This is a genomic window from Dactylosporangium sucinum (genome assembly GCF_014647515.1).
Classification (GTDB): domain Bacteria; phylum Actinomycetota; class Actinomycetes; order Mycobacteriales; family Micromonosporaceae; genus Dactylosporangium; species Dactylosporangium sucinum.
This window is the reverse complement of record NZ_BMPI01000006.1, coordinates 178,519-201,925: the sequence shown is the minus strand read 5'-3', so window position 1 is coordinate 201,925 and position 23,407 is coordinate 178,519. Positions and strand designations below refer to the sequence as shown.

Annotated in this window: 25 protein-coding genes and 1 tRNA gene; 11 read left to right on the top strand and 15 right to left on the bottom strand. The window is 71.4% G+C overall.

The window, feature by feature from the left end; translation table 11 throughout:
- Positions 1 to 76 precede the first annotated feature (76 nt).
- A complete protein-coding gene (locus IEZ31_RS08155) occupies positions 77 to 2,917 on the bottom strand; it encodes a PQQ-dependent sugar dehydrogenase (protein WP_190249133.1) in 2,841 nt (946 codons plus the stop codon).
- Positions 2,918 to 3,523: 606 nt separating this feature from the next.
- Between IEZ31_RS08155 and IEZ31_RS08150 the strand changes: the two genes are divergently transcribed.
- Positions 3,524 to 4,165 carry a DUF6230 family protein gene (locus IEZ31_RS08150; RefSeq protein WP_229834451.1) on the top strand — a complete coding sequence of 214 codons (642 nt, stop codon included), beginning with the start codon at positions 3,524 to 3,526 and terminating at the stop codon, positions 4,163 to 4,165.
- A 73-nt stretch (positions 4,166 to 4,238) separates the two neighbouring features.
- Complete coding sequence (locus IEZ31_RS08145; RefSeq protein ID WP_190249132.1) at positions 4,239 to 5,663, top strand: DUF6114 domain-containing protein; 1,425 nt, start codon at positions 4,239 to 4,241, stop codon at positions 5,661 to 5,663.
- Positions 5,664 to 5,973: 310 nt separating this feature from the next.
- On the opposite strand, the gene IEZ31_RS08140 is transcribed toward IEZ31_RS08145, so the two are convergent.
- Genes IEZ31_RS08140 through IEZ31_RS08130 form a run of 3 tightly spaced genes read right to left on the bottom strand, consistent with a single transcriptional unit; the run spans position 5,974 to position 8,441 of the window.
- The gene (locus tag IEZ31_RS08140) at positions 5,974 to 7,086 is read right to left on the bottom strand and encodes a hypothetical protein (protein ID WP_190249131.1); all 1,113 of its coding nucleotides are present in this window, start codon (positions 7,084 to 7,086) and stop codon (positions 5,974 to 5,976) included.
- A complete protein-coding gene (locus IEZ31_RS08135) occupies positions 7,087 to 7,590 on the bottom strand; it encodes a sigma factor-like helix-turn-helix DNA-binding protein (RefSeq protein ID WP_190249130.1) in 504 nt (167 codons plus the stop codon).
- A 26-nt stretch (positions 7,591 to 7,616) separates the two neighbouring features.
- Complete coding sequence (locus IEZ31_RS08130) at positions 7,617 to 8,441, bottom strand: SDR family oxidoreductase (RefSeq protein ID WP_190249129.1); 825 nt, start codon at positions 8,439 to 8,441, stop codon at positions 7,617 to 7,619.
- Between the two features lie 82 nt (positions 8,442 to 8,523).
- On the opposite strand from IEZ31_RS08130, the gene IEZ31_RS08125 reads away from it, so the two are divergent.
- Positions 8,524 to 8,898, top strand: a complete 375-nt coding sequence (locus tag IEZ31_RS08125) for a winged helix-turn-helix transcriptional regulator (RefSeq protein ID WP_229834445.1) — start codon at positions 8,524 to 8,526, stop codon at positions 8,896 to 8,898.
- Here IEZ31_RS08125 and IEZ31_RS08120 read toward each other — a convergent pair.
- Positions 8,895 to 9,521 carry a hypothetical protein gene (locus IEZ31_RS08120; protein WP_190249127.1) on the bottom strand — a complete coding sequence of 209 codons (627 nt, stop codon included), beginning with the start codon at positions 9,519 to 9,521 and terminating at the stop codon, positions 8,895 to 8,897. The two genes, IEZ31_RS08125 and IEZ31_RS08120, sit on opposite strands and share 4 nt — an antisense overlap.
- 132 nt (positions 9,522 to 9,653) lie before the next feature.
- Entirely contained in the window at positions 9,654 to 10,718 is a 1,065-nt protein-coding gene (locus tag IEZ31_RS08115; RefSeq protein ID WP_229834444.1) for a hypothetical protein, read from the bottom strand.
- Between the two features lie 212 nt (positions 10,719 to 10,930).
- On the opposite strand from IEZ31_RS08115, the gene IEZ31_RS08110 reads away from it, so the two are divergent.
- From IEZ31_RS08110 to IEZ31_RS08100, 3 genes are read left to right on the top strand one after another with little or no spacing between them, the layout of a single operon-like run.
- Complete coding sequence (locus IEZ31_RS08110; RefSeq protein WP_190249126.1) at positions 10,931 to 11,899, top strand: efflux RND transporter periplasmic adaptor subunit; 969 nt, start codon at positions 10,931 to 10,933, stop codon at positions 11,897 to 11,899.
- The gene (locus tag IEZ31_RS08105) at positions 11,896 to 12,576 is read left to right on the top strand and encodes an ABC transporter ATP-binding protein (RefSeq protein ID WP_190249125.1); all 681 of its coding nucleotides are present in this window, start codon (positions 11,896 to 11,898) and stop codon (positions 12,574 to 12,576) included. The genes IEZ31_RS08110 and IEZ31_RS08105 overlap by 4 nt, the downstream gene beginning before the upstream one ends.
- Complete coding sequence (locus IEZ31_RS08100) at positions 12,573 to 13,901, top strand: ABC transporter permease (protein WP_190249124.1); 1,329 nt, start codon at positions 12,573 to 12,575, stop codon at positions 13,899 to 13,901. Before IEZ31_RS08105 ends, IEZ31_RS08100 begins: the two co-directional genes overlap by 4 nt.
- A 393-nt stretch (positions 13,902 to 14,294) precedes the next feature.
- Here IEZ31_RS08100 and IEZ31_RS08095 read toward each other — a convergent pair.
- Positions 14,295 to 14,381: transfer RNA gene (locus IEZ31_RS08095), tRNA-Ser, on the bottom strand.
- Between the two features lie 67 nt (positions 14,382 to 14,448).
- Here IEZ31_RS08095 and deoD point away from each other — a divergent pair.
- Positions 14,449 to 15,156, top strand: coding sequence for a purine-nucleoside phosphorylase (gene deoD / locus IEZ31_RS08090; RefSeq protein WP_190249123.1), 708 nt, complete (start codon positions 14,449 to 14,451; stop codon positions 15,154 to 15,156).
- Here deoD and IEZ31_RS08085 read toward each other — a convergent pair.
- The 4 genes from IEZ31_RS08085 to IEZ31_RS08070 are packed head-to-tail and all read right to left on the bottom strand — an operon-like array spanning position 15,149 to position 18,451.
- Positions 15,149 to 16,321, bottom strand: a complete 1,173-nt coding sequence (locus tag IEZ31_RS08085) for an ABC transporter permease (RefSeq protein WP_190249122.1) — start codon at positions 16,319 to 16,321, stop codon at positions 15,149 to 15,151. The two genes, deoD and IEZ31_RS08085, sit on opposite strands and share 8 nt — an antisense overlap.
- A complete protein-coding gene (locus tag IEZ31_RS08080) occupies positions 16,321 to 16,965 on the bottom strand; it encodes an ABC transporter ATP-binding protein (RefSeq protein WP_190249121.1) in 645 nt (214 codons plus the stop codon). The genes IEZ31_RS08085 and IEZ31_RS08080 overlap by 1 nt, the downstream gene beginning before the upstream one ends.
- Complete coding sequence (locus tag IEZ31_RS08075; protein ID WP_190249120.1) at positions 16,962 to 17,984, bottom strand: peptidoglycan-binding protein; 1,023 nt, start codon at positions 17,982 to 17,984, stop codon at positions 16,962 to 16,964. Before IEZ31_RS08075 ends, IEZ31_RS08080 begins: the two co-directional genes overlap by 4 nt.
- Positions 17,981 to 18,451, bottom strand: coding sequence for a hypothetical protein (locus IEZ31_RS08070; RefSeq protein ID WP_190249119.1), 471 nt, complete (start codon positions 18,449 to 18,451; stop codon positions 17,981 to 17,983). The genes IEZ31_RS08075 and IEZ31_RS08070 overlap by 4 nt, the downstream gene beginning before the upstream one ends.
- 89 nt (positions 18,452 to 18,540) lie before the next feature.
- Between IEZ31_RS08070 and IEZ31_RS08065 the strand changes: the two genes are divergently transcribed.
- From IEZ31_RS08065 to IEZ31_RS08050, 4 genes are read left to right on the top strand one after another with little or no spacing between them, the layout of a single operon-like run.
- Positions 18,541 to 19,197, top strand: coding sequence for a response regulator transcription factor (locus tag IEZ31_RS08065; protein WP_190249118.1), 657 nt, complete (start codon positions 18,541 to 18,543; stop codon positions 19,195 to 19,197).
- On the top strand, positions 19,194 to 20,303 hold the full coding sequence (locus IEZ31_RS08060) for a sensor histidine kinase (protein ID WP_190249117.1): 1,110 nt from the start codon (positions 19,194 to 19,196) through the stop codon (positions 20,301 to 20,303). The genes IEZ31_RS08065 and IEZ31_RS08060 overlap by 4 nt, the downstream gene beginning before the upstream one ends.
- A gap of 36 nt (positions 20,304 to 20,339) precedes the next feature.
- A complete protein-coding gene (locus IEZ31_RS08055; RefSeq protein WP_190249116.1) occupies positions 20,340 to 20,975 on the top strand; it encodes a TetR family transcriptional regulator C-terminal domain-containing protein in 636 nt (211 codons plus the stop codon).
- A 1-nt stretch (position 20,976) separates the two neighbouring features.
- Positions 20,977 to 21,444, top strand: coding sequence for an acyl-CoA thioesterase (locus tag IEZ31_RS08050; protein ID WP_229834442.1), 468 nt, complete (start codon positions 20,977 to 20,979; stop codon positions 21,442 to 21,444).
- On the opposite strand, the gene IEZ31_RS08045 is transcribed toward IEZ31_RS08050, so the two are convergent.
- The 4 genes from IEZ31_RS08045 to IEZ31_RS56160 form a co-directional block, all read right to left on the bottom strand.
- Complete coding sequence (locus IEZ31_RS08045) at positions 21,397 to 21,831, bottom strand: nucleoside deaminase (protein ID WP_190249200.1); 435 nt, start codon at positions 21,829 to 21,831, stop codon at positions 21,397 to 21,399. The two genes, IEZ31_RS08050 and IEZ31_RS08045, sit on opposite strands and share 48 nt — an antisense overlap.
- Before the next feature lie 127 nt (positions 21,832 to 21,958).
- Positions 21,959 to 22,480: a tRNA adenosine deaminase-associated protein gene (locus IEZ31_RS08040; RefSeq protein ID WP_190249115.1), complete on the bottom strand. Its 522-nt coding sequence runs from the start codon at positions 22,478 to 22,480 to the stop codon at positions 21,959 to 21,961.
- An 82-nt stretch (positions 22,481 to 22,562) separates the two neighbouring features.
- A complete protein-coding gene (locus IEZ31_RS08035; RefSeq protein WP_190249211.1) occupies positions 22,563 to 22,766 on the bottom strand; it encodes a hypothetical protein in 204 nt (67 codons plus the stop codon).
- Positions 22,767 to 22,806: 40 nt separating this feature from the next.
- Entirely contained in the window at positions 22,807 to 23,394 is a 588-nt protein-coding gene (locus IEZ31_RS56160; RefSeq protein ID WP_229834439.1) for a hypothetical protein, read from the bottom strand.
- Positions 23,395 to 23,407 lie beyond the last annotated feature (13 nt).

Below are 23,407 nucleotides of genomic sequence, written 5' to 3'. Positions count from 1 at the left end.
GCGGCGACCGTCCCCACGGACCAACACATACACTCACGATCCAACGGAGAGTGTCAAGCGTTACCGATCGATATGCTCACGCTCCGACAAGATCGAACTTCTCCCACGGTCCGATCGCCGTCCGGTTCGCGATCAGCGAGCCGGCGCCGTTGTTCTCCGCGGTCACGTACATCCCGTTGACCTGCGCCTGCAGGCTTTCGCTGCCGTCCGAGTTGCGGATGAGGACGAACGTCTCCCACGCCCCCACCGCGGCCCGGTTGGCCAAAAGCGGGTTCGCGCCCGCGTTCTCGGCGCACACGTACATGTTGTTCGCCTTCGACCGCAGCGCCACCTTGCCCCCGCCGAGGTCGACGAGGTCGAACTGCTGCGCCACGCCGACCGTCGACGAGTTGGCGATGAGCGCCGTCGTCGCGTTCGGTGCCGACACATACAGGTTGTTCGTCAGCGACTTCAAGTTCACCACTGGTGTACTCGAGGTCCCGGTCGTGAACGTGAACGCGTCGACGTCGAACAGGTTGCCGGCGCCGCCCTTGAACACGAGGTACAGCGTGGTGGCGGTCGACGGCGCGCCGGAGATGTTCGCCGACACGTTGGTGAACGTCTCCCAGCTGCCCGTGGTGGGCACGGTCGCGGTGCCGAGCAGCGTGCCCGTCGGCGAGCCGGCGCGCACCTCGATCGTGCCGCCGGCCCCGGCGGACGAGACCCGCGCGGTGAACTGGGTGGCGTTGTTCAGCAGGTACGGCGAGTAGGAGATCCAGTCGCCGTTCTCGATGAACCCGGCGGTGGCTCCGCCTTCGGCGGACGTGTGGCTGGCGATCTGGATGCCCGACTGCGCGGCGAAGTGCTCACCCTGCCGGTGCTTGGGCTGCAGGGTGGTGATGCTGTGCGTGGTCAGGCCGCCGTTGTCGGTGTACGCCGCGTCGAACAGGCCGTAGATGTTGGCGGCGGCGTCGTGTTCGCCGTCGACCGGGATGGTGATCGTGCCGGAGCAGCCGGTCTTGCCGGTGATCTGGTGCGAGTGGCTGTCGTGGCCGAGGAAGTACGTCACGCTCACGCGGGAGCAGTTGATCGTGCCGTCCTCCGGGTCGGTGACCGTCACCTGGAACGGGATCGCGTCACCGAAGTTGAACAGCTGGCCGCTCGCCGGGAGGGTCAGCCGGACCGTCGGCGCCGTGTTCCCCACGGTGATCACCGTGCTGGCCGAGCCGGTGAGCCCCTGCGGGTCCCGCACGGTCAGCGTCGGGGTCTTGGTGCCGTTCGTGGTGTACGTGAACGACGGGTTGGCGGCCGTCGAGTCGGTCGTACCGTTGCCGTCGAAGTCCCAGGCGTAGGTCAGGGCCCCGCCCTCGGGGTCCGCGCTGCCCGCCGACGAGAACGAGACGGTGAGCGGGTTCGGCCCCGACGTCACCGACGGCGTGATCTTGGCCGTCGGCGCCCGGTTGCCGCCACCGATGTACTCGACCCGGTAGAGCGCCTGGTTGTTGCTGCCGGTGCCGTAGTCGAGCACGTAGAGCGCGCCGTCCGGACCGAAGGCCATGTCCATGACCTGCGTGCCGGCCCACGGGAAGGTGGAGATCTCGCCGGGCGAGCCGTCGGCGTTGATCTTCACCGGCTTGATCCAGCGGCGGCCGTACTCGCCGGCGAAGAAGTTGCCGTCCAGGGACTGCGGGAACTTCACCGCCGAGTTGAGGCTCGCGTTGTAGCGGTACACCGGACCACCCATCGGCGACTCGGAGCCCGTGCCGAACTCGGGCGGGCTGCCCGCGTCGCCGGCGTAGCGGATCCACGCCGGTTTGGCGGCGGGCAGGGTGGTCAGGCCCGTGTTGCGGAACGAGCTGTTCGTCGGCCCGCCGGTGCAGTTGTACTTCGCACCGCCCGTGTTGGCGTTGAAGTCCCACTTGTTGTAGGTCTCGTTGGTCGTGTTCGTGCCGGTGCAGTACGGCCAGCCGTAGTTGCCCGGCGCGGTGATCCGGTTGAACTCGACCTGCCCGGACGGGCCCCGGGTGCTGCTGGTGGTGCCGGCGTCGGGTCCGTAGTCGCCGAGGTAGACCACGCCCGTGGGCTTGTCGACGCTCATGCGGAACGGGTTGCGGAAGCCCATCGCGTAGATCTCGGGACGGGTCTTCGCGGTGCCGGGCGGGAAGAGGTTGCCGGACGGGATGGAGTACGTGCCGTCGGTGTTCGGCTTGATCCGCAGCAGCTTGCCCCGCAGGTCGTTGGTGTTCGCCGACGAGCGCTGGGCGTCGTACTGCGGGTTCCGGTTGGTCCGCTCGTCCAGCGGCGAGTAGCCCGCCGACTCGAACGGGTTGGTGTCGTCGCCCGTCGTCAGGTACAGGTTGCCCTGCGCGTCGAAGTCGATGTCGCCGCCGACGTGGCAGCACTGCCCACGGTCGTTGTCGACGGTGAGCACGACCTTCTCGCTGGCCAGGTCGAGCGTGTTGTCGGCCTTGAGCGTGAAGCGGGACAGGTTGAGATGTCCCTTCCAGGTGTTCCAGTTCGCGTCGGTACCGGTGGCCGGTGAGTCGCCCGCGGGCGTGGACAGCGGCGGCGAGTAGTACAGCCAGACCCAGCGGTTGGTGGCGAAGCCCGGGTCGACCGCGACGCCCTGCAGGCCCTCCTCGTCGTGTGTGTAGACGGAGAGCTTGCCGGCCACCTTCGTGTTCCCGGCGGCGTCGGTGACCCGGACTGTGCCGTCGCGGGCGGTGTGCAGCACCGACCGGTCGGGCATGACGGCCAGGGACATCGGCTCGCCGAGCTCGGCGCTGCCGAGGGCCAGCTGCACGTGCTGATAGTCGCTGGCCGGGAGGGGGATCGCCGTGGCGGCCGGCGCGTTCGCGAACGCGGCCACGACGGTGCTGCCGGCGGCGAGCGAGGCTGCCGTGAGCAGCCGTCGCCATCGGCGCGGGGATGGTGCCATTGCGGGTGTCCTTCCTGAGCTGTGGGGGTTCAGCCAGGCAAAGACGCGCGCCGATCGCGCTTTTCCTGAGCGCTGGGGCGGTGGGGCGCCGACCCTGCCGCCGCGCTTGTTCCTAACCGGGCGAGATGGATGGCGGCCATCTCGTTAGTTATTGGAGCTAACTAACCATCGCCGCGCAATGCCGAGTTTTGCGGGAGGTACCGTATGCACCCTTTGTTCGGAAAACGAACATCGTCGATGGCGAAAAAGAACCTCAGGGGTTTGTCGTTACGGAACCGTGACCTTCGCCAAGATCGCTCACGTGTGGTGACCGTCACACGGACGCCTTGTCCGGATTCAGGGGCTTTGATGGACCGGCGGGTCGGACCGTGGGCCCGGTCACTGGTTACGGTCCGTGAAATTTTCGCCGATCTGGGGTTACCGGCCAGTAACGACCGGCCTTGAACCCGCCCGGGGGACGGGGCAACATCGTCCGCACGCCCCGCCCCGACCTCCTGCACGACACCGCCCGGCAGCGAAACAGGAGGTCGCAGCAGGGGCAAGACGCGTGCGCCCGCACCGCAGGAGCGCCGCACACCAGCACCCCGCGACCAAGAGGAGCCCTACGTGTCCGTAGCTCAGGGCAGCGCGGTGAAGGGCCGCACGAGATGGAAGCGCTTCGCGACCGTCGTCGTGCCGGCCACCTTCATCGCCGGCGCCATCGTCTTCGGCCAGGCGACCGGCGCGATCGCCGCGTCGTTCGCCGTCTCCGGCCAGCAGTTCAAGGTCTCCGCCGACCGGCTGGAAGGCACCGGGTTCGTCCAGTACGGCGGCCTCGCCACGGAAAAGGGTGGCAACCAACAGAACCCGGCCGACCCGAAGAACCACTTCGTCGCGGTCTCCGGCATCAAGCAGGCCAAGCTCTACAACCTGTGCCAGTCGGTGAAGGTCCCCGGCCTGCCCGTCAGCATGGTCATCCACGCCGGACAGGGCGGCAACCCCGCCGAGGCGACCGACCTGCTCATCGACCTGTCGTCGCTCAAGGGTGACGCGACCTTCAGCAACATCCAGATCGGCATCGACGCCTCCGACCTGACCAAGGGCGGCCCCAACGCCCGAGGCCTGCAGGGCAGCTTCGCCCAGCAGGCCGACAGCGTCGTGATCACCAACCTCAAGCAGGTCGCGTGGTCGACCACCGCCGGCACGTTCAAGCTCACCGGCCTCGACCTGAGCGTCTCGACGGGTGCCAACCCGGAGGAGTGCTTCTAGTTCCGCCGAAAGGGCCCGCGGGTGCCGCCCGCGGGCCCGCGCTTTGCTCCGTGAGTTCTTCTGGAGGACGTCCGTGACCACCTCTTTCCTTGCGGGCTTCGGCCGATGGCGCGCCCAGCGGCCGTTCTGGGGTGGCCTGTTCCTGCTGCTCTCGGGCCTGGAACTGTTCCTGAGCGCCAACCTCGAGCTCGCCCTGGAGGTCCACTTCGGACCGACCGGGTTCCTGTCGTACGTGCTGCCCGCGATGATGCTGCTGTGCGGGCTGCTGACCTGGCTCTCGCCCGGCCAGCGCCTGTTCTACGGCATCCTGGGCACGCTGACGGCGCTGTACTCGCTGATCGGCCTGAACCTCGGGGGCTTCTTCCTCGGCATGGTGTTCGGCGTGGTGGGCGGCGGCCTGGCCGCCTCCTGGTCGCCGGGCGCCGATCCCGATCCCGATCCCGCTCCCGTTCCCGATCCCGCTTCCGCTTCCGCTTCCGCCGATGCGGACGACGAGCCGGATGACGAGGACGCGCTGCTGGACGACATGTTCGATCGCCCGTCGTCGGGCGTGCTGACCGATGAGCTGCCGACCGCCGAGTACAGCCCGCTGCACGGCGCCGGCAGCGCCGACGACGAGGTGCCCCCGTCCGGCCCCGGCCACCTGCCGCGGCGCCGGGCGATCGGCCCGCTCCTGTTGGCGATCGTGCTGGCGGCCTCGATCGCCGGCGCGACCCACCATCCGGGCGCGGCCTACGCCGCCCCGTGCGGCAACCCCACCGCACAGCCCACCGCTCGCCCGTCGGGCTCGGCCACCGCGCCGAGCCCGGGGGCGAGCCCCTCCGCGGCACCGTCCCCGTCCGCGTCGCCGTCGCCGTCGCCGACGAAGACCGAGGACCCCACGCTGCTGGACTGGTTCAAGGACCTCTTCACCGGCGACGACAAGACCCCCGCACCGACGGCGGCGGCCCCGGCCGCCACGACCACCACCGCCCCGGCCGCGAGCCCGTCGGCCACCAGGACCACGACCCGGACGCCGTCGAGGGCCCCGAGCTGCGCCCCGTCGTCGACCCCGCCGAACGACAAGAAGGCCGAGGTCGCCCCGGGTCAGCCGCACGTGGCCGCGGCCCCGTCGATCCTCAAGGCCGACGTCATGACGATGGACAGCCTGACCTACGACGGCGTGGCCGAGCTGGAGCGCAAGGACGGCAGCAAGGTCAAGGTGCTGGCCTTCAGCATGAAGAAGTCGACGTCGACCCCGTTCTTGCTGCAGACCCCCGGCGCACCGAAGCTGCTGCTCACGAAGAGCTCCTCGCTGACGGTCGAGGGCGACGTGAAGTTCTACACCTCGAAGTTCTCGGCGAACGTGCTGGGCATCCTGCCGTTGACCTTCACCCCGTCGTTCCCGCCCCCGCCGATCCCGCTGCCGGGCTTCTACACCAACTGCACGATCGAGCTGGTGTACGTCCAGTCGAACATCCTGCGGGCCCCGGACATGGACATCGCCTACGCGGCCTGACCGAACCCCGGCCTCGGGCCGGTGGGACGCCGCCGCCCCCGCCGCCCCCGCCGCCCCCGCCTCCCTCGCCGCGCTCGCCTCCCTCGCCTCCCTCGCCTCCCTCGCCTCCCTCGCCTCCCTCGCCCGCCGCGATCTTGGAGTTAAGGTCCCGGATTTGTCGGACAAAGACGGACATAAACGGGACCACAACTCCAAGATCGCGGCGGACGAGGGAGGCGGACGAGGGAGGCGGACGAGGGAGGCGGGCGCGGCGAGGCGGCGGGCGCGGCGAGGGTGGGGGCGGCGAGGGCGGCGAGGGCGGCCCGGTGCGCTAGAAGCCGGTTTCGATGTCGCGGGTCTTCAGCACCTCGGCCAGCGGGTACATGCGGTTCGCGTCCGGCGGGAGGACCGCCTGCGCCACCCGCAGGGTCGAGCCGGACCAGGCCAGGCCCAGGACGCCCGGCGGGTCGCCGGCGCGGCCCGCCAGTTCATACACCGCGGCCCTGCTGTCGGCGAGACGGCACACGGCGACCGACGGCACGGCGGCGGAGAACGGGTCCCAGGTGGCCGTCGCCAGCAGCCGGCCGTCCGGGGAGATCCGCACCTGGTGGAAGGTGCCGCAGGAACTCGTCGGCAGGTGCAGGGTCGTCATCAGGATGTCCGTCGCCAGCGCGTGGACGCCCAGTTGGCAGGTCGTCACGTCGAGCGTCAGGGCCAGGCCGGATTCGATCATGAAGGTGTCGGCGGGGGCTCCGCTCAGCGGCTGCTCGGCGCCCGTCGCCAGGTCGTGGCGCACGATGCCGGCCGGGCGGCTCAGGTACGCCTCGGTCGCCGTGGCGCCGACCAGCCCGACGTCCTGGCCCTGGATCCGCACGTTGCGCGACAGGGTCACGGCGCCGGCCGGGCTCAGGACGACCAGGCGGATCTCCAGGTCGGTGACGTCCACGCCGTCGGTCCTCTTCGTGCCCGGCTTCAGGTCCTTGCTGCCCAGCAGGACCGTGCGGCCGTCGGGGAGCAGGATGTGGTTGCGGGCGTCGTCGACCACGTCCGGCAGGGGTACCGAGAGGATCGTGCGGCCGTCCGGCGCCAGCTCCAGCAGGCCCGGCGGCTGCTGGACGCCGACCGAGCGGGTCTTGTCGCCCGCGATCTGGGCGGATCGGAAGTCGAGGTTCAGCCGCTGGAAGCCGGGTGCCGCCGCTGCCGTCGACGTCACGGGGGACGGGGACGGGTCGAGGGTCGGGTTGGTGGGCGCGGGCTCTCGCAGTACAACTGCCGCACCGGCAAGCAGCACCGCGAGCGCCGCGGCGGCCGCGGAGAGCGCGTGGCGCCGGCGCCGGCGCTTGTGGCGACGCAGGACGCCTTCGAGGTCGGGGGCATTCGGCGGTACCGCACGGGCCGCGCCCCGGACGGCCTCGGTCAGCTCGTCGGTCAGCTCGTCGGTCATCTAGCGCTCCTCACCGAGCACGCGGCGCAGCTCGGCGAGGCCGCGCGCCATCCGGCTCTTGACGGTGCCCTCGGCGATGCCGAGCACCGCCGCGGTTTCCACAGTGGACAGGTCCAGCAGGACGCGGCACACGATGACGGTGCGCTGCGGCAGCGGGAGACGGTGCAATGCGGTGAGCGCGTGACGATCCCCGGATTCCTGGGCGGCCGGGTCGGCGAGGTCCGGCGGCGGCAGGGGGCGTTCCCGGCGGACCTTGCGCCACCAGGAGGTGGCCCAGTTCAGTCCGACCCGGAACGCCCATCCGCCCGGATTCTCGTGGTCCCGCACCTGGCTCCAGCGCGCGTACGTGCGGGCCATCGCCTCGTCGGCCGCCTCGCGGGCCAGGTGCGGATCGCCGAGGGTGACCGCCAGGGCGCGATAGAGCCGGTCGGCCTCGGCGCGGTAGAACGCTTCGAAGTCGGTGATCCCCGTGATGGTCGGCGCTCCCACGGTACGTACACGCATGGGAGCACCCACCGGTTCCCTGGTTCCTACGCCTTGAGGATCGCCTCCTCGATCGTCGTGGTCGGGCGGCCGATGAGGCGGCTCAGCTCGCCGGTGACCACGTCGAGGCCGCCCTCGGCGATGACCGCGTCGGAGGCGGCGAGCGCCCGGGCGAAGCCCTCCGGCACGCCGAAGCCGATCAGGGCCTGGGCGTAGTCGTCCTCGGGCAGGTCGCGGTACACGACCTCGCGGCCGGCGCGGGCGCTGATCGCGGCCGCCACTTCGGCGAGCGTGAAGGCGTGGTCGCCGCCCAGCTCGTAGATCTTGTTGGCGTGGCCCTCGCCGGCGAGGACGGCCGCGGCCGCGGCGGCGAAGTCGGCCCGGGTCGCGGCCGCGATCCGGCCCTCGCGGGCGGCGCCGAGCAGCACGCCGTGCTCGATCGTGGACGCCAGGTTGGCGGTGTAGTTCTCGATGTACCAGTTGTTGCGCAGGAACGTGAACGGCAGGCCGGACGCCCGGATGTACTCCTCGGTGAGCTTGTGGGAGGGCGCGATCGGGATCGCCGTGGTGTCGGCCTCGGTGATGCTCGTGTAGGCGATCAGCCCGACGCCCGCCCGGACGGCCGCGTCGACCACCGCCCGGTGCTGCGGGAACCGCCGCTCGATGTCGGTGGCCGAGATCAACAGCAGCGCGTCGGTGCCCGTGAAGTCGAGGGTTTCCGGGCGGTCGTAGTCGGCCAGCCGGCTCGGGACGCCGAGGTCCTGGCTGGTGTCGCGGACGGCCGCGACGACGTCGTCCCGGCCGGCTCGTCGCAGCTCGGCGAGGACGAGCCGGCCCAGGTGGCCGGTGGCGCCGGTGACGGTGATCGTCATGGGATCGCTCCTTCGGTAAGTGCTAGCCGAACTGTAGGCACTAACTTCTAGAAAGTGCAACCCGTCGGTTATCGTTATGGTCATGGCCCCTCGGGACGAGTTGGTGTTCGACGTGTTCGCGCGAAACTGCACGTCGCGTCCCGTCATGGACACGGTCGCCGGCCGGTGGGGAATCCTGACGCTGGCCGCGCTGCTGGAGGGCACGCACCGCTTCAACGAGCTGCGCCGCCGGGTCGACGGCGTGAGCGAGAAGATGCTGTCCCAGACGCTGCACGCGCTGGAGCGGGACGGCCTGGTGACGCGCTCGGTGCTCAGCGCCATCCCGCCCCGGGTGGAGTACAGCCTGACCGCCGCCGGCAAACGCATCGCCGACAAGCTGACCGAGCTCATCGACCTGGTCGAGGCCGAGATGCCGGGCATCTCGCAGGCCCAGGCGGCCTACGACGCGGAACGCTAGAGCGACACCGCGACCGTCGCTATCCCCGCGCCCACCAGGGCCACCGCCCACACCCGGTCCAGGCTCAGCCACGGCGCCTGGAGGATTGGGCGGCCCATGACCTGGAAGACGGCCAGGGCCACGGCGCCGGCCACAACGACCATCGACAGCGTGTGTACGGCCGTGGCCAGCAGGCCGGTCCACAGCGAGGCCCCGCCGGCGACGTGTGCGTGACCGGTTGCCGGGGGGTTCGCGACCAGGACCGGCACGAGCATGAGGCCGGCGCCGTGGACGCTCGTCATCAGGAACGACCAGCCCGTCAGCTGCAGCGGGGACAGGCGCAGGCCGGCCGGGCCGACATGGCGGTTGGACAATGCGCGCCACAGGCCGAAGCCGACCAGCACCGCGCCGCCCCCGATCGCGACGGCGCGCGTGGCCAGGACCGACTGCAGGGCGCTGACCAGGCCGGCCACCACGAAGATCGACAGGGCGTGGCCGGCCGCGATGGGGGTCAGGGCGCGCAGGACCGCCAGCCTGCTCCGCTCCTGAAACCCGATCGCCACCGCGAACAGCCAGCCCATGCCCGGGTTCAGGCCGTGGAACGCGCCCATGGCGGCGAGTGCGAGGTACGCCCCGATGCTCACCGCCGCCGACCCTAGCCCAGATCATGTCAACCGGTCGGCCCTTGTCCGGGTGAGATGCGGCGGCGGGCACGACGTTCACCTACCGGGCCTGGCGCGTGGCGGGTGGGGCGGCAGGCGCCGCCCCGCCCTTGCCTAGACGCTTGAGCTGAAGGTCGACAGGTACGGCAGATCAACCGGCGCGCCGGCGTTGGTGAAGCAGGCGACAGTGACGACCGCCGTGCCGCCGGCATCGAGCCACAGGTCTTTCAGGCCGCAGTAGCCCGACGTGTCGCCGAACGCGGTGACCTGCGCGTGGGTCTGCTTCTGGTGCAGGTCCGGATACTTCACGACGGGCCCGCCGATGCCGTTGGCGCCGAAGCCGTAGATGCCGTTGAAGTTCGTCTGGCCGGCCGCCCAGCTGGCGACGTAGCCGAAGTACTTCGGCGGGGAGAGCGCCGCGTAGACCGACCGCTCCCGATGGAACGACGCGGTGAACTCGGAGTCCATCAGTGCGCCCGTGGCCGGGTTGAAGCACGCGACGACGGCGATCACGTCGGTACCGCTCCATCCCCACCGGGCGACCTTGCACCGGCGCGGCTGGGCGTTGGGCTGCACGGCGGTGACCTGGAGGTTGCCGGACTGCACCCCGAGCGCGCCGACGCTCTTGAAGCGGACCTGGTAGTACCCCGGCGAACTCGGCGTCACCGAGTTGGCGCTGCCGGTCGAGTTGTACTGCTGGACGATCGCCCCGAGCGAGTTGACCTGCACCGACGCGTACCCGCCGGCCGGGGTCGTCCCGGAGCTCACCGTCCACAGCACCGTGAACTGGCTGTCGATCGGGCCGCCGCCGGGCTTGAAGCACTGCACCTCGACGATCTGGTCGGCGCCGCTGCCGTACCAGCGGACCGCCTCGCAGAACCGGCCGTCGGCGCTGACGGCGGTGACGTGCGGGACGCCCCGGCTCCCGGCGCCGATCTGCGGGAAGCGGACCAGGAACCGGCCGGTCGCGATCTTGATGCCGTCGGCCTGCAGGCCGGGGGCGAACGTCATCCAGCTGCCGTACTGGTACGCCGCCGGCAGCGGCGTCCAGGCGACCGTGGTCGGGTCCTTCACGAATGCGAAGCCCCACCGGTCCGGAGTGGCCGCGCTCGCGGGCGCGGCGGGAACGAGGAGAACGGCTGCCGCCATGGCGGTAACGGCAGCGAGAGTGATTCTCATCAATGCAAGGTATGCCTGCGCTGTCATATTGACTGTCGGCTATCTTCAAAATCATGACAACGTCCGCCCGGGCTCACACCGTCCACTGTGGTGTGGAGGTGTCGATGACCCAGGGTGGTATTTTCGCGATCACCCAATTCCGGGCACCCACGGACCGGTTTTGGTCGATACCCTGGGCGGGCTTCGATCGGCTCGATCTGGGGGTTGCACCGGTGCGAAGACTCTTGCTTCTGTTCACCGCCCTCGGCCTGCTCGCCGGCTGCACGCCGTCGAGTGCCGAGTCGTCGGCCAGTCCCAGCCTCGCCGAGCGCGGCACCGCCATGACGACCGTCAAGGCGACCCGGCAGGACCTCACCAACCGGGTGAGCCTCACCGGCAAGGTGCAGCTCGGGCCGACGTTCGGGCTGGTCGCGCCGGTCGACGGCGAGGTGCGGTATCTCGACGTGAAGGCGCCGACGTCCACGCCGACCAAGCCGACGAAGGTCGCCAACGTGTGGGCCAACGGCAAGGCGACGCCGATCGAGGTCCCCGCCGGCGCGCTGTTCACGGGCCGGCTGGTCGACGACCGGTCGAAGGTGACCGCCGGGATGCCGATCGTGTCCGCCAAACACGTCGGCTACGGGATCGTCGCCGACATCGACGGCACCCAGGCGTACCAGATCAGCGACACCCTGGCGTCGGTCCAGGCGCAGATCAAGAGCGGCCCCGGGCCATTTCCCTGCGCGGTGCTGGGGACGCTGGCCGCGCTGCCCGCCGGTACGATTCCTGAGCCCAAACAACCGGCGGCCAATCCCAGCGCGAGCGCGCCCCCGCCGGTCGTCGAGAAGAACCCGCAGCAGCCGTCGGAGTCGACCGGCATGCGGCTGGTGTGCATCGGTCCCACCGATGCGAAGCTCATCAACGGCGCCGCCGCCACCGTCGAGATCGTCACCGCGAAGGCGAGCAACGTGCTGGTGCTGCCGGTCGAGGCGGTCGCCGGCTCGCAGGGCACGGGCCAGGTCGAGGTGGTCAATCCCGACCAGTCGCGCGAGGTGCGGCAGGTCACGCTGGGCCTCACCGACGGCAAGGTGATCGAGATCAAGTCCGGGCTCACCGGCGACGAGACGATCGCTGTGCCCGGGCCGAGCCTGCCGGCCGCCAAGCAGAACCAGAGCGGCATGCCGTTCCCGGGCAAGTCGTGAGCCCGCTGATCGAGCTGGTGGGCGTCACCAAGACGCTCAAGGGCCAGCAGCAGCCGCGCACCATCCTCGCGGGCGTCGATCTCACTGTCGAGCCCGGCGAGAGCGTGGCCATCCTGGGCCGCTCCGGCTCCGGCAAGAGCACGCTGCTGAGCCTCATCGGCCTGTTCGACCGGCCCGACACCGGCCACTACTTCATGGGCGGCCGCGACCTCGCCCGCATCCCCGAGCGCAAGGCCGCCTCGCTGCGCAGCGCCGAGTTCGGCTTCGTGTTCCAGCGGTTCTTCCTGCTCAAGCACCTCACCGCCGCGCAAAACGTGGCCATGGCGCTGGTCAACGGCCAGGGCTGGCTGCCGCGCCGCAAGCGCAAGGCCCGCACGCTGGAGGCCCTCGACCAGGTCGGCATCGCGCACCTCGCGAAGCACCGCCCGGCCAAGCTGTCCGGCGGCGAGCAGCAGCGGGTCGCGATCGCGCGGGCGCTGGTGCGCAACCCGAGCGTGCTGCTCGCCGACGAGCCCACGGGCGCGCTCGACACCGAGACCGGCAACCTGGTCGTCGAGGTCATGCGCGCCGCCACCGAGCGCGGCTGCGGGCTCGTGCTGGTGACGCACGACCAGGCCCACGCCGCCAAGATGCACCGGGTCCTGCGCCTGCAGGACGGCGTGCTGGAGCCGGCATGATCAGACTGTCGGGCCGGCTGCGGTCGGCCGTCATCATCGGCGGGCAGGGCATCCGAGCCCGCAAGATGCGCACCTTCCTGTCCATGATCTCGCTGTTCCTGGGTGTACTGGCTGTGGTCGCCGTGCAGGCGGCCGCGGAGACCGCCAAGACGCTCCGCCTCGCCGACCTGGAGCTCCACGCGGGCAAGGACGGCACGCGGCAGCTCTACGTGCCGCCGATGGGCGACGCCGTCGCGACCACCTTCGACACCATCGGCGGCAAGCCCGGCGCCTCGGCGATCATGAGCTACCAGGCGATCATCGGCGAGCCCAAGGTCACCCCGATCAACCCGGGCGCGGCCCCGTTCAACAACGAGGCCGGCTACGGCTACGCTCCCATGCCCGGCTCGTTCGAGATGCAGTGCGACCAGTCGGGCCTGTGCCGCCCGGTCCCGGTCAACGCGGGCGACATCCCCCCGAAGGGCCAGGCCATCGAGGTCGTCCTCAACGGCGTGTCGGGCGACGTCCGCCAGTTCCGCCCCTTCCGCCCGGTGAGCGGCAGCTGGCTCGACGAGTCCGGCCCCCCGTCGTTCTCTCCGCGGCTGGTGCTCAACAAGGAGGCCGCCAAGGGCTTCAGCGAGCACGTCGTCCCCGCCGAGATGCGGATGGAGGGCGCGACCGCCAACCCGACCCCGCGCATCATCGGCGTGGTGGACGACGGCAACCCCCAGCCGACGGCCTACGTCCGCATGGACGAGCTGCGAAACTGGCTCCCATCCTCGGCCGGCGGCCAGTATGGCGGCGGCCTGCTGGTGCTGCTCTCCCCGTCGGCATCCGACACCGAACGCCTCCTGCTCCACCGCCTGACCGCCGCCGGTGTCCCCGGCGAGGCCCTCCAGGTCCAGGTGGTGGACGCCCGCAAGACGATCGAGCAGGAGCTCTCGATCATCCGCTGGATCTTCCTGGGCATGGCAGCGCTGGTGCTGCTGATCGGCGTGGCCGGCATCCTGAACGTAGGCCTGGCCACGGTGGGCGAACGGGTCGAGGAGTTCGCCCTGCGAAGAGCCGTGGGCACCCCGAGATCCCTCCTGGCCGGGATCGTCCTGGCCGAGACCCTGCTGACAGGCTTACTGACCGCGGGGGCCGCGATCGGGCTCTCGGTGCTGGCGCTGGACGTGGCATCAGGCATGTTCGCGTCCCGCGTCCCGGAGCTACGCGACATGACCTTCCCCTGGCAGGCCGGCGTAGCGGGCGTCATCGCCGGCCTGGTGGCCGGCCTCCTGGGCGGCGCGATCCCCGCCGCGCGGGCAGCCCGAATCCCGATCGCCACGGTGATGCGCGCCTGACCCGGCGCTCTCCGTACCCGCCCCGGGCCTCGACCCGCCCGGCGTGTTCATGATCGATGGAGGGTTCTGGTCGCCATGGCAGCCAGGACTCTCCATTGATCATGGAGGTGGCCGCGATCTTGGCGTCGAGCTGGCCGGGTCCTGCCCGAGGCGTACGGCGACGGAGGGCAACGCGCGGCGAGCTCGGCCATGGTCATCGGGTGGTAAGACATGATCACCGTGCCCTGGCTCGTGGTTGCTTCGGCGGCTCGCTCATCCGCCCACAAGGCTATCCGTCTTGGCCGTCACGCAACGCATGCGCTGCTGGGGGGGGCGTTGTCGAAAACGAGACTGAAACGCCGAACGCCCGGCTGCGTCCTGGTCGGACGGCCGGGCGTTCGGGCTGGCCAAGGGCGGTGGCGCGGGGATTCGAACCCCGGGAGGGCGTAAACCCTCACACGCTTTCGAGGCGTGCTCCTTAGGCCACTCGGACACGCCACCGCCGAAGACCTTACATGACCCCCCACCGCCGCCACCAACGGGACCGGCATTTGGCAGGATCACGGGTATGAGCACGCACATCGGGGCCCAGCCGGGCGAGATCGCGGAGCGGGTGCTGCTGCCCGGAGACCCCCTCCGGGCCAAGTGGATCGCCGAGACCTACCTCAAAGATGCCCGCTGCTACTCCACCGTGCGGAACATGCTCGGGTTCACCGGGACGTACGACGGGGTCGAGGTGTCCGTCCAGGGGTCGGGCATGGGTATGCCGAGCGCCAGCATCTACGCGCACGAGCTGATCAACGACTACGGGGTCAAGCGGCTGATTCGCGTCGGCAGCTGCGGGGCGCTCGTCGAGTCGCTCAAGTTGCGCGACGTCGTGGCGGCCATCGGGTCCAGCACCGACTCCATGATGAACCGGCAGCGGTTCGACGGGCTGATCGACTACGCGCCCGTGGCGGACTTCGGGCTGCTCCGGACGGCCGTCGACGTGGCGGGGCAGCAGGGTATCGAGATGCGGGTCGGGCCGATCCTGGCCGCCGACGCGTTCTACACCGACCGGCCCGACCTCTACGATCGCCTCGCCGACTACGGGGTGCTCGCCGTGGAGATGGAGTCCGCCGCCATCTACACCATCGCCGCACGTTACAACGCGCAGGCGTTGACGCTGCTCACCGTCAGCGACCACATCAAGACCGGCGAGCGGACCACCGCCCAGGAGCGGGAGCAGACCTTCGGTCAGATGGTCGAGGTCGCGCTCCGGACGATCATCACGTAGCCGACAGCGCCACGGTGGGGGAGAGGCGGGCCGCCCGGACGGCCGGGTACAGGCCCGCCAGACCGCCGATCAGCAGCGTTGCCAGCACCGCACCGAGCAGCGCCCACGGCGGCACCGCGAACAGCCAGTCCCGCCAGGCCGCGTACGCCAGCGTGACCAGTGTGCCGAGCGCGGCGCCGGCCACGCCGCCGAGGGTGGACAGCAGGAGCGACTCGGTCAGGAACTGCAGCCGGATCTGGCCGCGGGTCGCCCCGAGCGATCGTCGCAGGCCGATCTCGGCGCGCCGTTCGAGCACCGAGATGACCATCGTGTTGGCCACGCCGACCCCGCCGACCAGCAGCGCGACCGCGCCGAGGCCGAGGAGCAGGCCGGTGAATGCCGCGTCGGTCGCCTCGCGGGCGGCGAGGGCGTCCGACGGCCGGGAGACCTGCACCTCGTTCGGCGCCGAGGGGTTCGCGGTGGCGGCGAGGACGTCGGCGACCGCGGTGACGGCGTCGTCGCGGGCGCGGGCGTAGATCGTCGTCGCGTACCCGTCGAAGCCGAGGACCTGCTCGGCGGCCGGCCAGCCGATGAGCGCCGCGGTGTCGAGCGCGGGCGCGAGCGGTACCGGATCCAGGATCCCCACCACCGTGAACCAGTGGCCGCCGAGCCAGACCGACAGGCCCAGGCCGTCCTGGAGGCCGAGCAGCGTCGCCGCGCGGGAGCCCAGCACGACGGTCGGGTAGGTGGGCGCGGTCAGCCAGGTGCCGGCCCGGACCGTGGCGCCGACCGTGGCCGGCAGGTCCGGCCGTGCGGCCAGCACCGCGATGCCGCCCGACTCGGCCGCCGGGATGCGGTCGGTGCGGTACACGCGCGCCGGCTTGACCTGGCCGGTCGCGGACACCGACGTCACCGGACCGATGCGGGCGACCATCGCCTCCGCCGAGGAAGGCAGGTGGGCGTCGTCGCCGAAGAAGGACTTGCCGGGTCCGGCGGTCAACAGGTTGGTACCGAGGGCAGCCAGCTCCCGATCGAGCTGCGCCCGGCTGGACGTGGAGATCCCGACCACGGCCACCATCGCCGCGATGCCGATCGCGATGCCGAGGGCCGACAGCACGACCCGCAGCGGCCGCGCCCGCAGGCCGGACCCGCCGACCCGCACGACGTCCCAGAACGAGAGCCGCATCAGAGGATCCTCCCGTCGCGCATCTCGACCCGGCGGGGCAGCGCGGCGGCGATCTCCCGGTCATGGGTGATGATCACGACCGTCGTGCCCTCCAAGCCGAGGAGCAGGTCGAGCACGGCCCGCCCGGACGCGGAATCCAGGTTTCCCGTCGGTTCGTCGGCGAGCAGCAGCGGCGCCGACCCGACCAGCGCCCGCGCCACCGCCACCCGCTGCCGTTCACCGCCGGAGAGCTGATGCGGCTTGTGGTTCAGGCGGTGCCCCAGCCCGACCCGCTCCAGCGCCAGCGCGGCCCGGTGCCGCCGCTCAGCGAGACGCACCCCGGCATACAGCAGCCCGTCGGCCACGTTGTCCAGCGCCGGTACCCCGACCGCCAGGTGAAACTGCTGGAACACGAAGCCGATCGTGGTGGCCCTCAGGCGGCTCAACTCGGCGTCGCCCAGCGTCGCGACGTCCTGCCCGGCGATCGACACCGTGCCGGAGGAGGGCCGGTCGAGCGTGCCGATGAGGTGCAGCATCGTCGACTTGCCGGAGCCGGACGGCCCGACGATGGCGACGTTCTCGCCGGCCGCGATCGAGAGGTCGACGCCGTCCAGCGCGGTGACGCCCCCGGGGTACACCTTGCGCACCCGGCGCAGCGAGATCATGCTGCCACCCCGACGGTCAGGCCCTCCGACAGGTCGGGCCCGGAGACCTCGACCCGGCCGGCGGCGAAGAGACCCGTCTTCACCGCGACCGTGCGCACGCCGCCGGCGTCGTCGACGATCTGCAGGCCGTAGCCGCCCTCGGCGAGCGCGACGAGCGCGGCGACCGGCACCGTCAGGACGTTCGCGCGGGACTCCGACACGAGGGTCACGTCGACCGGCGCCGAGTCGTAGGTGCCGAGCTTGTCCTGCGCGGCGAGGGTGACGGTCACGTCCACCGTCACCGTCGTCGTGTTCCCCTGCACGGACGCGGTGGCCACCGCGCCGATCGCGCTGATGGTGCCGTCCACGACGGTGTCATTGGGCAGTCGTACCTCGGCCGCGTCCCCGACCGACGCCAGCTCCTGCTTGGTGACGTCGAGCTTCACCGTCACCACGCGGGTCGCGCCGGTCCAGTCGAGAACCGCGGTCGTGGCGCTGTCACCGAGGTGGGCCTTGACCTGGCCGATGCGCACGGCCGCGGGCGCGACGACGATCCGGCCGACCTCGACCGTGCCGGTGCGGGGCAGGCCCAGCGACTCCTGCCAGTCGCGCACGGCGTCGGCGGTGGCGGAGGTGTAGGAGTCGTCGGCCGTGAACCCCTTGTACCCCAGCGCCGCCAGCCCGGCCTCGAACGTGGCGACGTCGGCGCCCTCGTCGCCGGGTTTCAGCGTGCGGTACAGCGGGGCCGTCCCGTACCACAGGAGCACCGGGCCGCCGTCCACGCGGTACAACTGCTGCCCCCGCTGCACCGTGCTGCCCTCGCCCGGCAATCCGGTGATCATGCCCGGCAGCCGCCCGACGACGGTCGTGGGCGTGCCGAAGCCGAGCGTCCCGTCCACGTCCTCGGTCGTGGTCAGCGTGCCGCGGGTGATCTTCGTGGTCGCCGGAGCGGCCGGGGGCGGGTCTTCCGAAGCGCGGGGATAGAAGATCACCGCCGCGGCCGCCAGCGCCGGAAGGGCCAACCACCAAAGCCGCTTCACCGGCCCACCGTCCCCTTGCACGCCTCCGCGGCGGACTTGAAGGCCGGGCTGTTGAGGTCGATGTCGCTCTTCAGGAACGAGCTGATCCCGGTGTCCGGATCGGGATCCGGCATGTTGACGCCGTGCTCGCGCATGCACTTGGCGAAGGCGCGGGCCTGCTCCAGCTGCTCGGGCGAGAGGTTCTTGAGCGTCCCGCCGTTGGGCAGGTACTGCTGGCAGGCCTCGCTCGCCTTGAGCACCTTCGACCGGTCGGCGCCCGGCGCGATGTCCAGGTTCCCGTCCGGACCGGGGTCGGGCACGTCGACGCCGTGCTCCCGCATGCACTTGGCGAACTGCCGGTTGGCCTCGGCCTTGTCCGGAGACGCCGATACCGAGGCGCTTCCTCCAGCACTCGCGACGGATGGCCCGGGTGCGGACGAGCAGGCCGCCAGGAGCAGCACCGTCAGCAACACGATGGTCTTCTTCATGCCGGACAGTGCAGGGCAGCGGCCATAAGACGGCCGTCAGCGCGGCGACTTATCCCCCGCTTACGGGCGGTGGCGGCACCATGGACGGCGTGCGGGTTCTCGTGGTGGAAGACGAACAGCTGCTGGCCGACGCCGTCGCGGAGGGGCTCCGGCGGGAGTCGTTCGCGGTCGACGTGGCCTACGACGGTGACGGCGCGCTGCGGCGGCTCGGCGTCAACGAGTACGACGTGGTGGTCCTCGACCGCGACCTGCCTGAGGTGCACGGCGACGAGGTGTGCCGCCGGGTCGCCAACGCCCTGCCGGAGACGCGGATCCTCATGCTCACGGCCGCCTCGGCGGTGGCCGACCGGGTCGACGGGCTGTCCCTGGGCGCCGACGACTACCTGGGCAAGCCGTTCGCGTTCGCCGAGCTCGTCGCCCGGGTGCGGGCGCTTGGCCGGCGGGCGCGGGCCGCCACCCCGCCGGTGCTGGAGCGCGGGGACCTGCGCCTCGACCCGAACCGGCGCGAGGTCTTCCGCGCCGGGCATTATGTTGCCCTGACCCGCAAGGAGTTCGCGGTACTGGAGGAGCTCCTGCGAGCGGCCGGAGCGGTGGTCTCGGCGGAGCAGTTGCTGGAGCGCGCCTGGGACGAGCACATCGACCCGTTCACCAACGTGCTCCGGGTGACGGTGATGACGTTGCGGCGCAAGCTCGGCGATCCGCCGGTCGTCGAGACCGTCCCCGGCGTGGGGTACCAGATCCGATGAGGCACTTCGGCATCCGGACCCGGCTCACGCTGCTCTACGGCGTGCTCTTCCTGCTCGGCGGCACCATCCTGCTCGGGCTGACGTACCTGCTGGTCAAGCAGAACATCCACCAGCGCAACTCCGGCTCGGTGTCGAGCCTGCCGGCCGAGATCAAGGTCGACCTGGGCCAGCAGCAGATCCGGGTCAACGAGTTCATCAAGGAGCTGCAGGCCCGCCAGGAGCGGATCGAGCAGGACACCCTCGACGCGCTCATCACCCAGGGCTCGATCGCGCTCGGCCTGGTGACGGTCATCGGCGTCGGGTTCGGCTGGCTGATGGCGGAGCGGGCGCTGCGGCCGGTCGGCCGGATCACCGAGACCGCCCGGCGGGTGGCCGGCGGCAACCTCCACGAGCGGATCGCGCTGCGGGGCCCGGCCGACGAGATCAAGGAGCTGGCCGACACGTTCGACTCCATGCTGGAGCGGCTCGACCAGGCCTTCGACGGGCAGCGCCGGTTCGCCGCGAACGCCTCGCACGAGCTGCGCACGCCGCTGACGATCAACCGGACGCTGATCGAGGTCGCGCTCGGCCGGCCGTCCCCGCCGCCGGAGCTCGTGCAGCTCGGGGAGACGCTGCTGGCCGTCAACGCGCGGCACGAGCGGCTCATCGACGGGCTGCTCACGCTCGTCGCCTCGGAGCAGGCGCTGACCGTCCACGACCCGGTCGACCTGGCCGAGGTGGCGCGGCATGTGGTGGGGGAACGGCCGATCGAGGTTGCCCTACAGCCGGCGCCGACGGTCGGTGATCCGGTGCTGCTGGAGCGGGTCGTGCAGAACCTGGTCGACAACGCGCTCGCCTACAACGTGCCCGACGGCCAGGTCTGGGTTTCGACCGGCCCGACCTGGGTCACCGTCTCGAACACCGGCCCGGTCGTCCCGCCGTACGAGATCCCGGGACTCTTCGAGCCGTTCCGGCGGCTGCGCTCGCGGACCGGATCGGCGCACGGCACCGGTCTCGGGCTGTCGATCGTCCGGTCGGTGGCGACCGCCCACGGCGGTTCCGTGGACGCCGGGCCGCGCGATGGTGGCGGGCTGACCGTGACGGTGACACTGCCCACAAGAAAATAAACGACCGGTCGGTCGTGTTGTTGGTACCGTGACGGCATGACCGTTGACGGCCGACTGGCCCGCGGCGAGCGCGCCCGCGCCGCCGCGCTCGACGCTGCCGTCGTGCTCGCCACCGAGTCCGGCCTCGACGGGCTGTCGCTGAGCCAGCTCGCCGACCGGCTCGGGGTCAGCAAGTCCGGCCTGTTCGCGCACTGGCGGACCAAGGAGGAGCTCCAGCTCGCCGCGGTCGCCCACGCGCAGCGGCGCTTCACCGGCGTCGTCATCCGGCCCGCGCTGGGCGAGCCGCGCGGCGTCCGGCGGCTGTGGGCGCTGCACGACTACCGACTGCGCGACATCTTCTCGGGCTCCCTGCCCGGCGGGTGTTTCTTCTGCAACGCCCAGTTCGAGTACGTCGCCCGGCCCGGCGCCGTCCGCGACGCGCTGACCGCGGCGCTGACCGACTGGCACGTCCTGCTGGAGCGCCTCATCACCGAGGCGATCGAGCTCGGCGAGCTGCGGGCCGACGTCGACCCGGCGCAGCTGTCGTTCGAGCTCAACGCGCACGGCACCGCGGCCGTCTACGAGTCGCGGCTGCTCGACTCGGACGACATCCTCACCTACGCCCGCGCGGCCGCCCTGGTGCGGCTGCGCGGCCTGAGCCCGACTCCTGACCTACTCCCTGCCGGAGGTTGAGTTGACCACTATCGAAGCCGTCGGACACGTCGAGCCCTTCACCGTCCACTTCGACGACCTGGACGCGATGGGCATCGTCCACAACGCCCGCTACGCCGTCTTCCTCGAACGCGCGCTGTCCAACTGGTGGGGCGAGCGCGGCCACTCCTACGCCGGTGGCCGCCCGACCACCTCGGACGTCATGCACGCCGTCGCCGAGTACTCGATCTCCTACCGGACGCCCGTCCGCGGCACCGGCGACATCGGCGTGCACTTCTGGCTGGAGTCGCTGGGCGACAGCTCGGCGGTGTACCGCTTCCGGATCGTCTCGGCCGACGGGCAGACCGTCCACGCCGAGGGCCGGCGGGTCAACGTCAAGCTCGACCCGCGCACGCTGCGCCCGGCGCCGTGGAGCGACCACGCACGGTCGGTGTGCCAGGTGCTACTCGCTGCGCCGGTGCCCGCGGAAGAACTCGCGCAGCAGGGCTGAGCACTCCTCCTCCAGCACCCCGCCGATCACCTCCGGGCGGTGCGTGAGGCGCCGGTCGCGCAGCACGTCCCACAGCGACCCGGCGGCGCCGGTCTTCGGCTCCCACGCGCCGAAGACGACGGTGCCGACCCGGGCCAGCACGATCGCCCCGGCGCACATCGTGCACGGCTCGACCGTGACGACGAGGGCGCAGTCCTCCAGCCGCCAGCCGTCGAGCGGCACCGCGGCCCGCCGCAGCGCCAGCATCTCGGCGTGCGCGGTCGGGTCGCCGGTGAGCTCCCGCTCGTTGTGGGCGGCGGCCAGCTCGGTGCCGTCGGGGCCGAGGATCACGGCGCCGATCGGCACGTCGGCGCCCGCGCCCGCGGCCACCTCGACGGCCCGCCGCATCGCGGCCTCCCACCGCCTCACCGGTGCCCGCCTTTCTCCGCGTCGATCTTGCAGTTGTGGTGCCACCCAAATCGGGCCATCCACGGAGTGTCCCGGCACCACACCTGCAAGATCGACGCGCGACCGGTCAGAGATCGCGCAGTTCCTCGATCTCGTCGCCGGCGCCGATGGCCTGGCAGATCTCCGCGGTCAGGTCGGCCGGCAGCATGCCCTCCTGGGCGCACAGCTCGATCAGCCGCCCGCCCGGCATGCCGAGGTCGGCCAGCAGCTCCGGGTCGCCGACCGGCTCGATGTCGGGCTCCGCCGACGGGCGGTCCTCCTCCTCGTCGTCGGGCTCCTCCTCGTCGTCGGCGGCGGCGATCTCGGGCAACTGCTCCTCGATGTCGCCGAGGAGGATGGCGCCGAGCCGCGACTCCTCGGCGAAGACCGAGTCGGAGCCGAAGACGCGCAGGTCCTCTCCGTCGTCGAGGCGCAGGATCACCAGATAGGCGTCGTCCGACTCGACGAACAGCAGCGACACCGCCGCCTCCGGATCGGCGTCGCGCAGTCGGTCGGTGATCTCTTCGATGTCGGCGACGCCGCTGAGGTCGAGCTCGGCTGCGGCCCAGCTCCCGGCGCCGCGTGTGACAGCGGCAGCGAAGTGCGACACGGTCCCCCCGGTCGGTGCTCGTCGTTACGCGTGAACACTATTCGAGCGGGTCACTGGTTGGGCTGAAGGGCCCCGGATGTGTTCAGTCGGCGAGTCGTCGCCGGTTTGCGATCAGCTCTCGGAGGCGGTCGGCGCGCAGCCGGCGGGGATCGAGCCGCTCGCGGAGCGCCTTGGCGTCCGCGAGTTCCACCAGCAGCGCGAGCCGCCGGCGACGCCGCTCGGGATCGAGCCGCTGCAGCCTCAAAGCCATGTTGCTGAGAGTGATGCGCGCCGGAATCCACGTCAAGAGCGCACGGCAAACTCCGCGTGTCGGCTACGGAACGTGCCTACCAGAGCACCCAGTCGCCGCCCGCCATGCGGTAGCCGACGACGATGCCGGCGATCGCGACCGCGACCCCGCTGGACACCGCCACGCCGACGGCGACGCCCCGGTCGCCGAAGCGGGCGAGCACCGCGGACGCGCCCCAGGCCAGGACTCCTGCGATGAGGGTGAGCCAGATGTACCCCCGGGCCGAGCCGGCGAGCAGCCCGAACAGCAGCATCCAGGCGGCGCCGACGGCGGCTCCGGCGGTGACCATCGGGCTGCGCACGGGGAGCGGCTCGCGGTAGGTCGGCCGGGGCTGGCTCACCACGAAGACCGGCGGGCGCAGCGCACCCTGCCAGGCCCCATACTGCGCGGCCGGCGTCGGTGGGCGCGCGGGCCCGGCCGGACCCAGCGGCCCCGTCGGCGCGGCCGGCGCGGCCGGCGCGGCCGGACCGATCGGGCCCGTCGGGCCGGCCGCGCGCCACTCGCTCAACCGTGGTGGCGGGCCGACCACCGGCGGGCCCATGGCACCGGGCCACGGCTGCCGGGCGCCCGCGGGTGCGGGCATGCCGGCGGTCGCGTCCGGCTCCGTCCACGGCGACTCGCTCACTGCCACAACATGC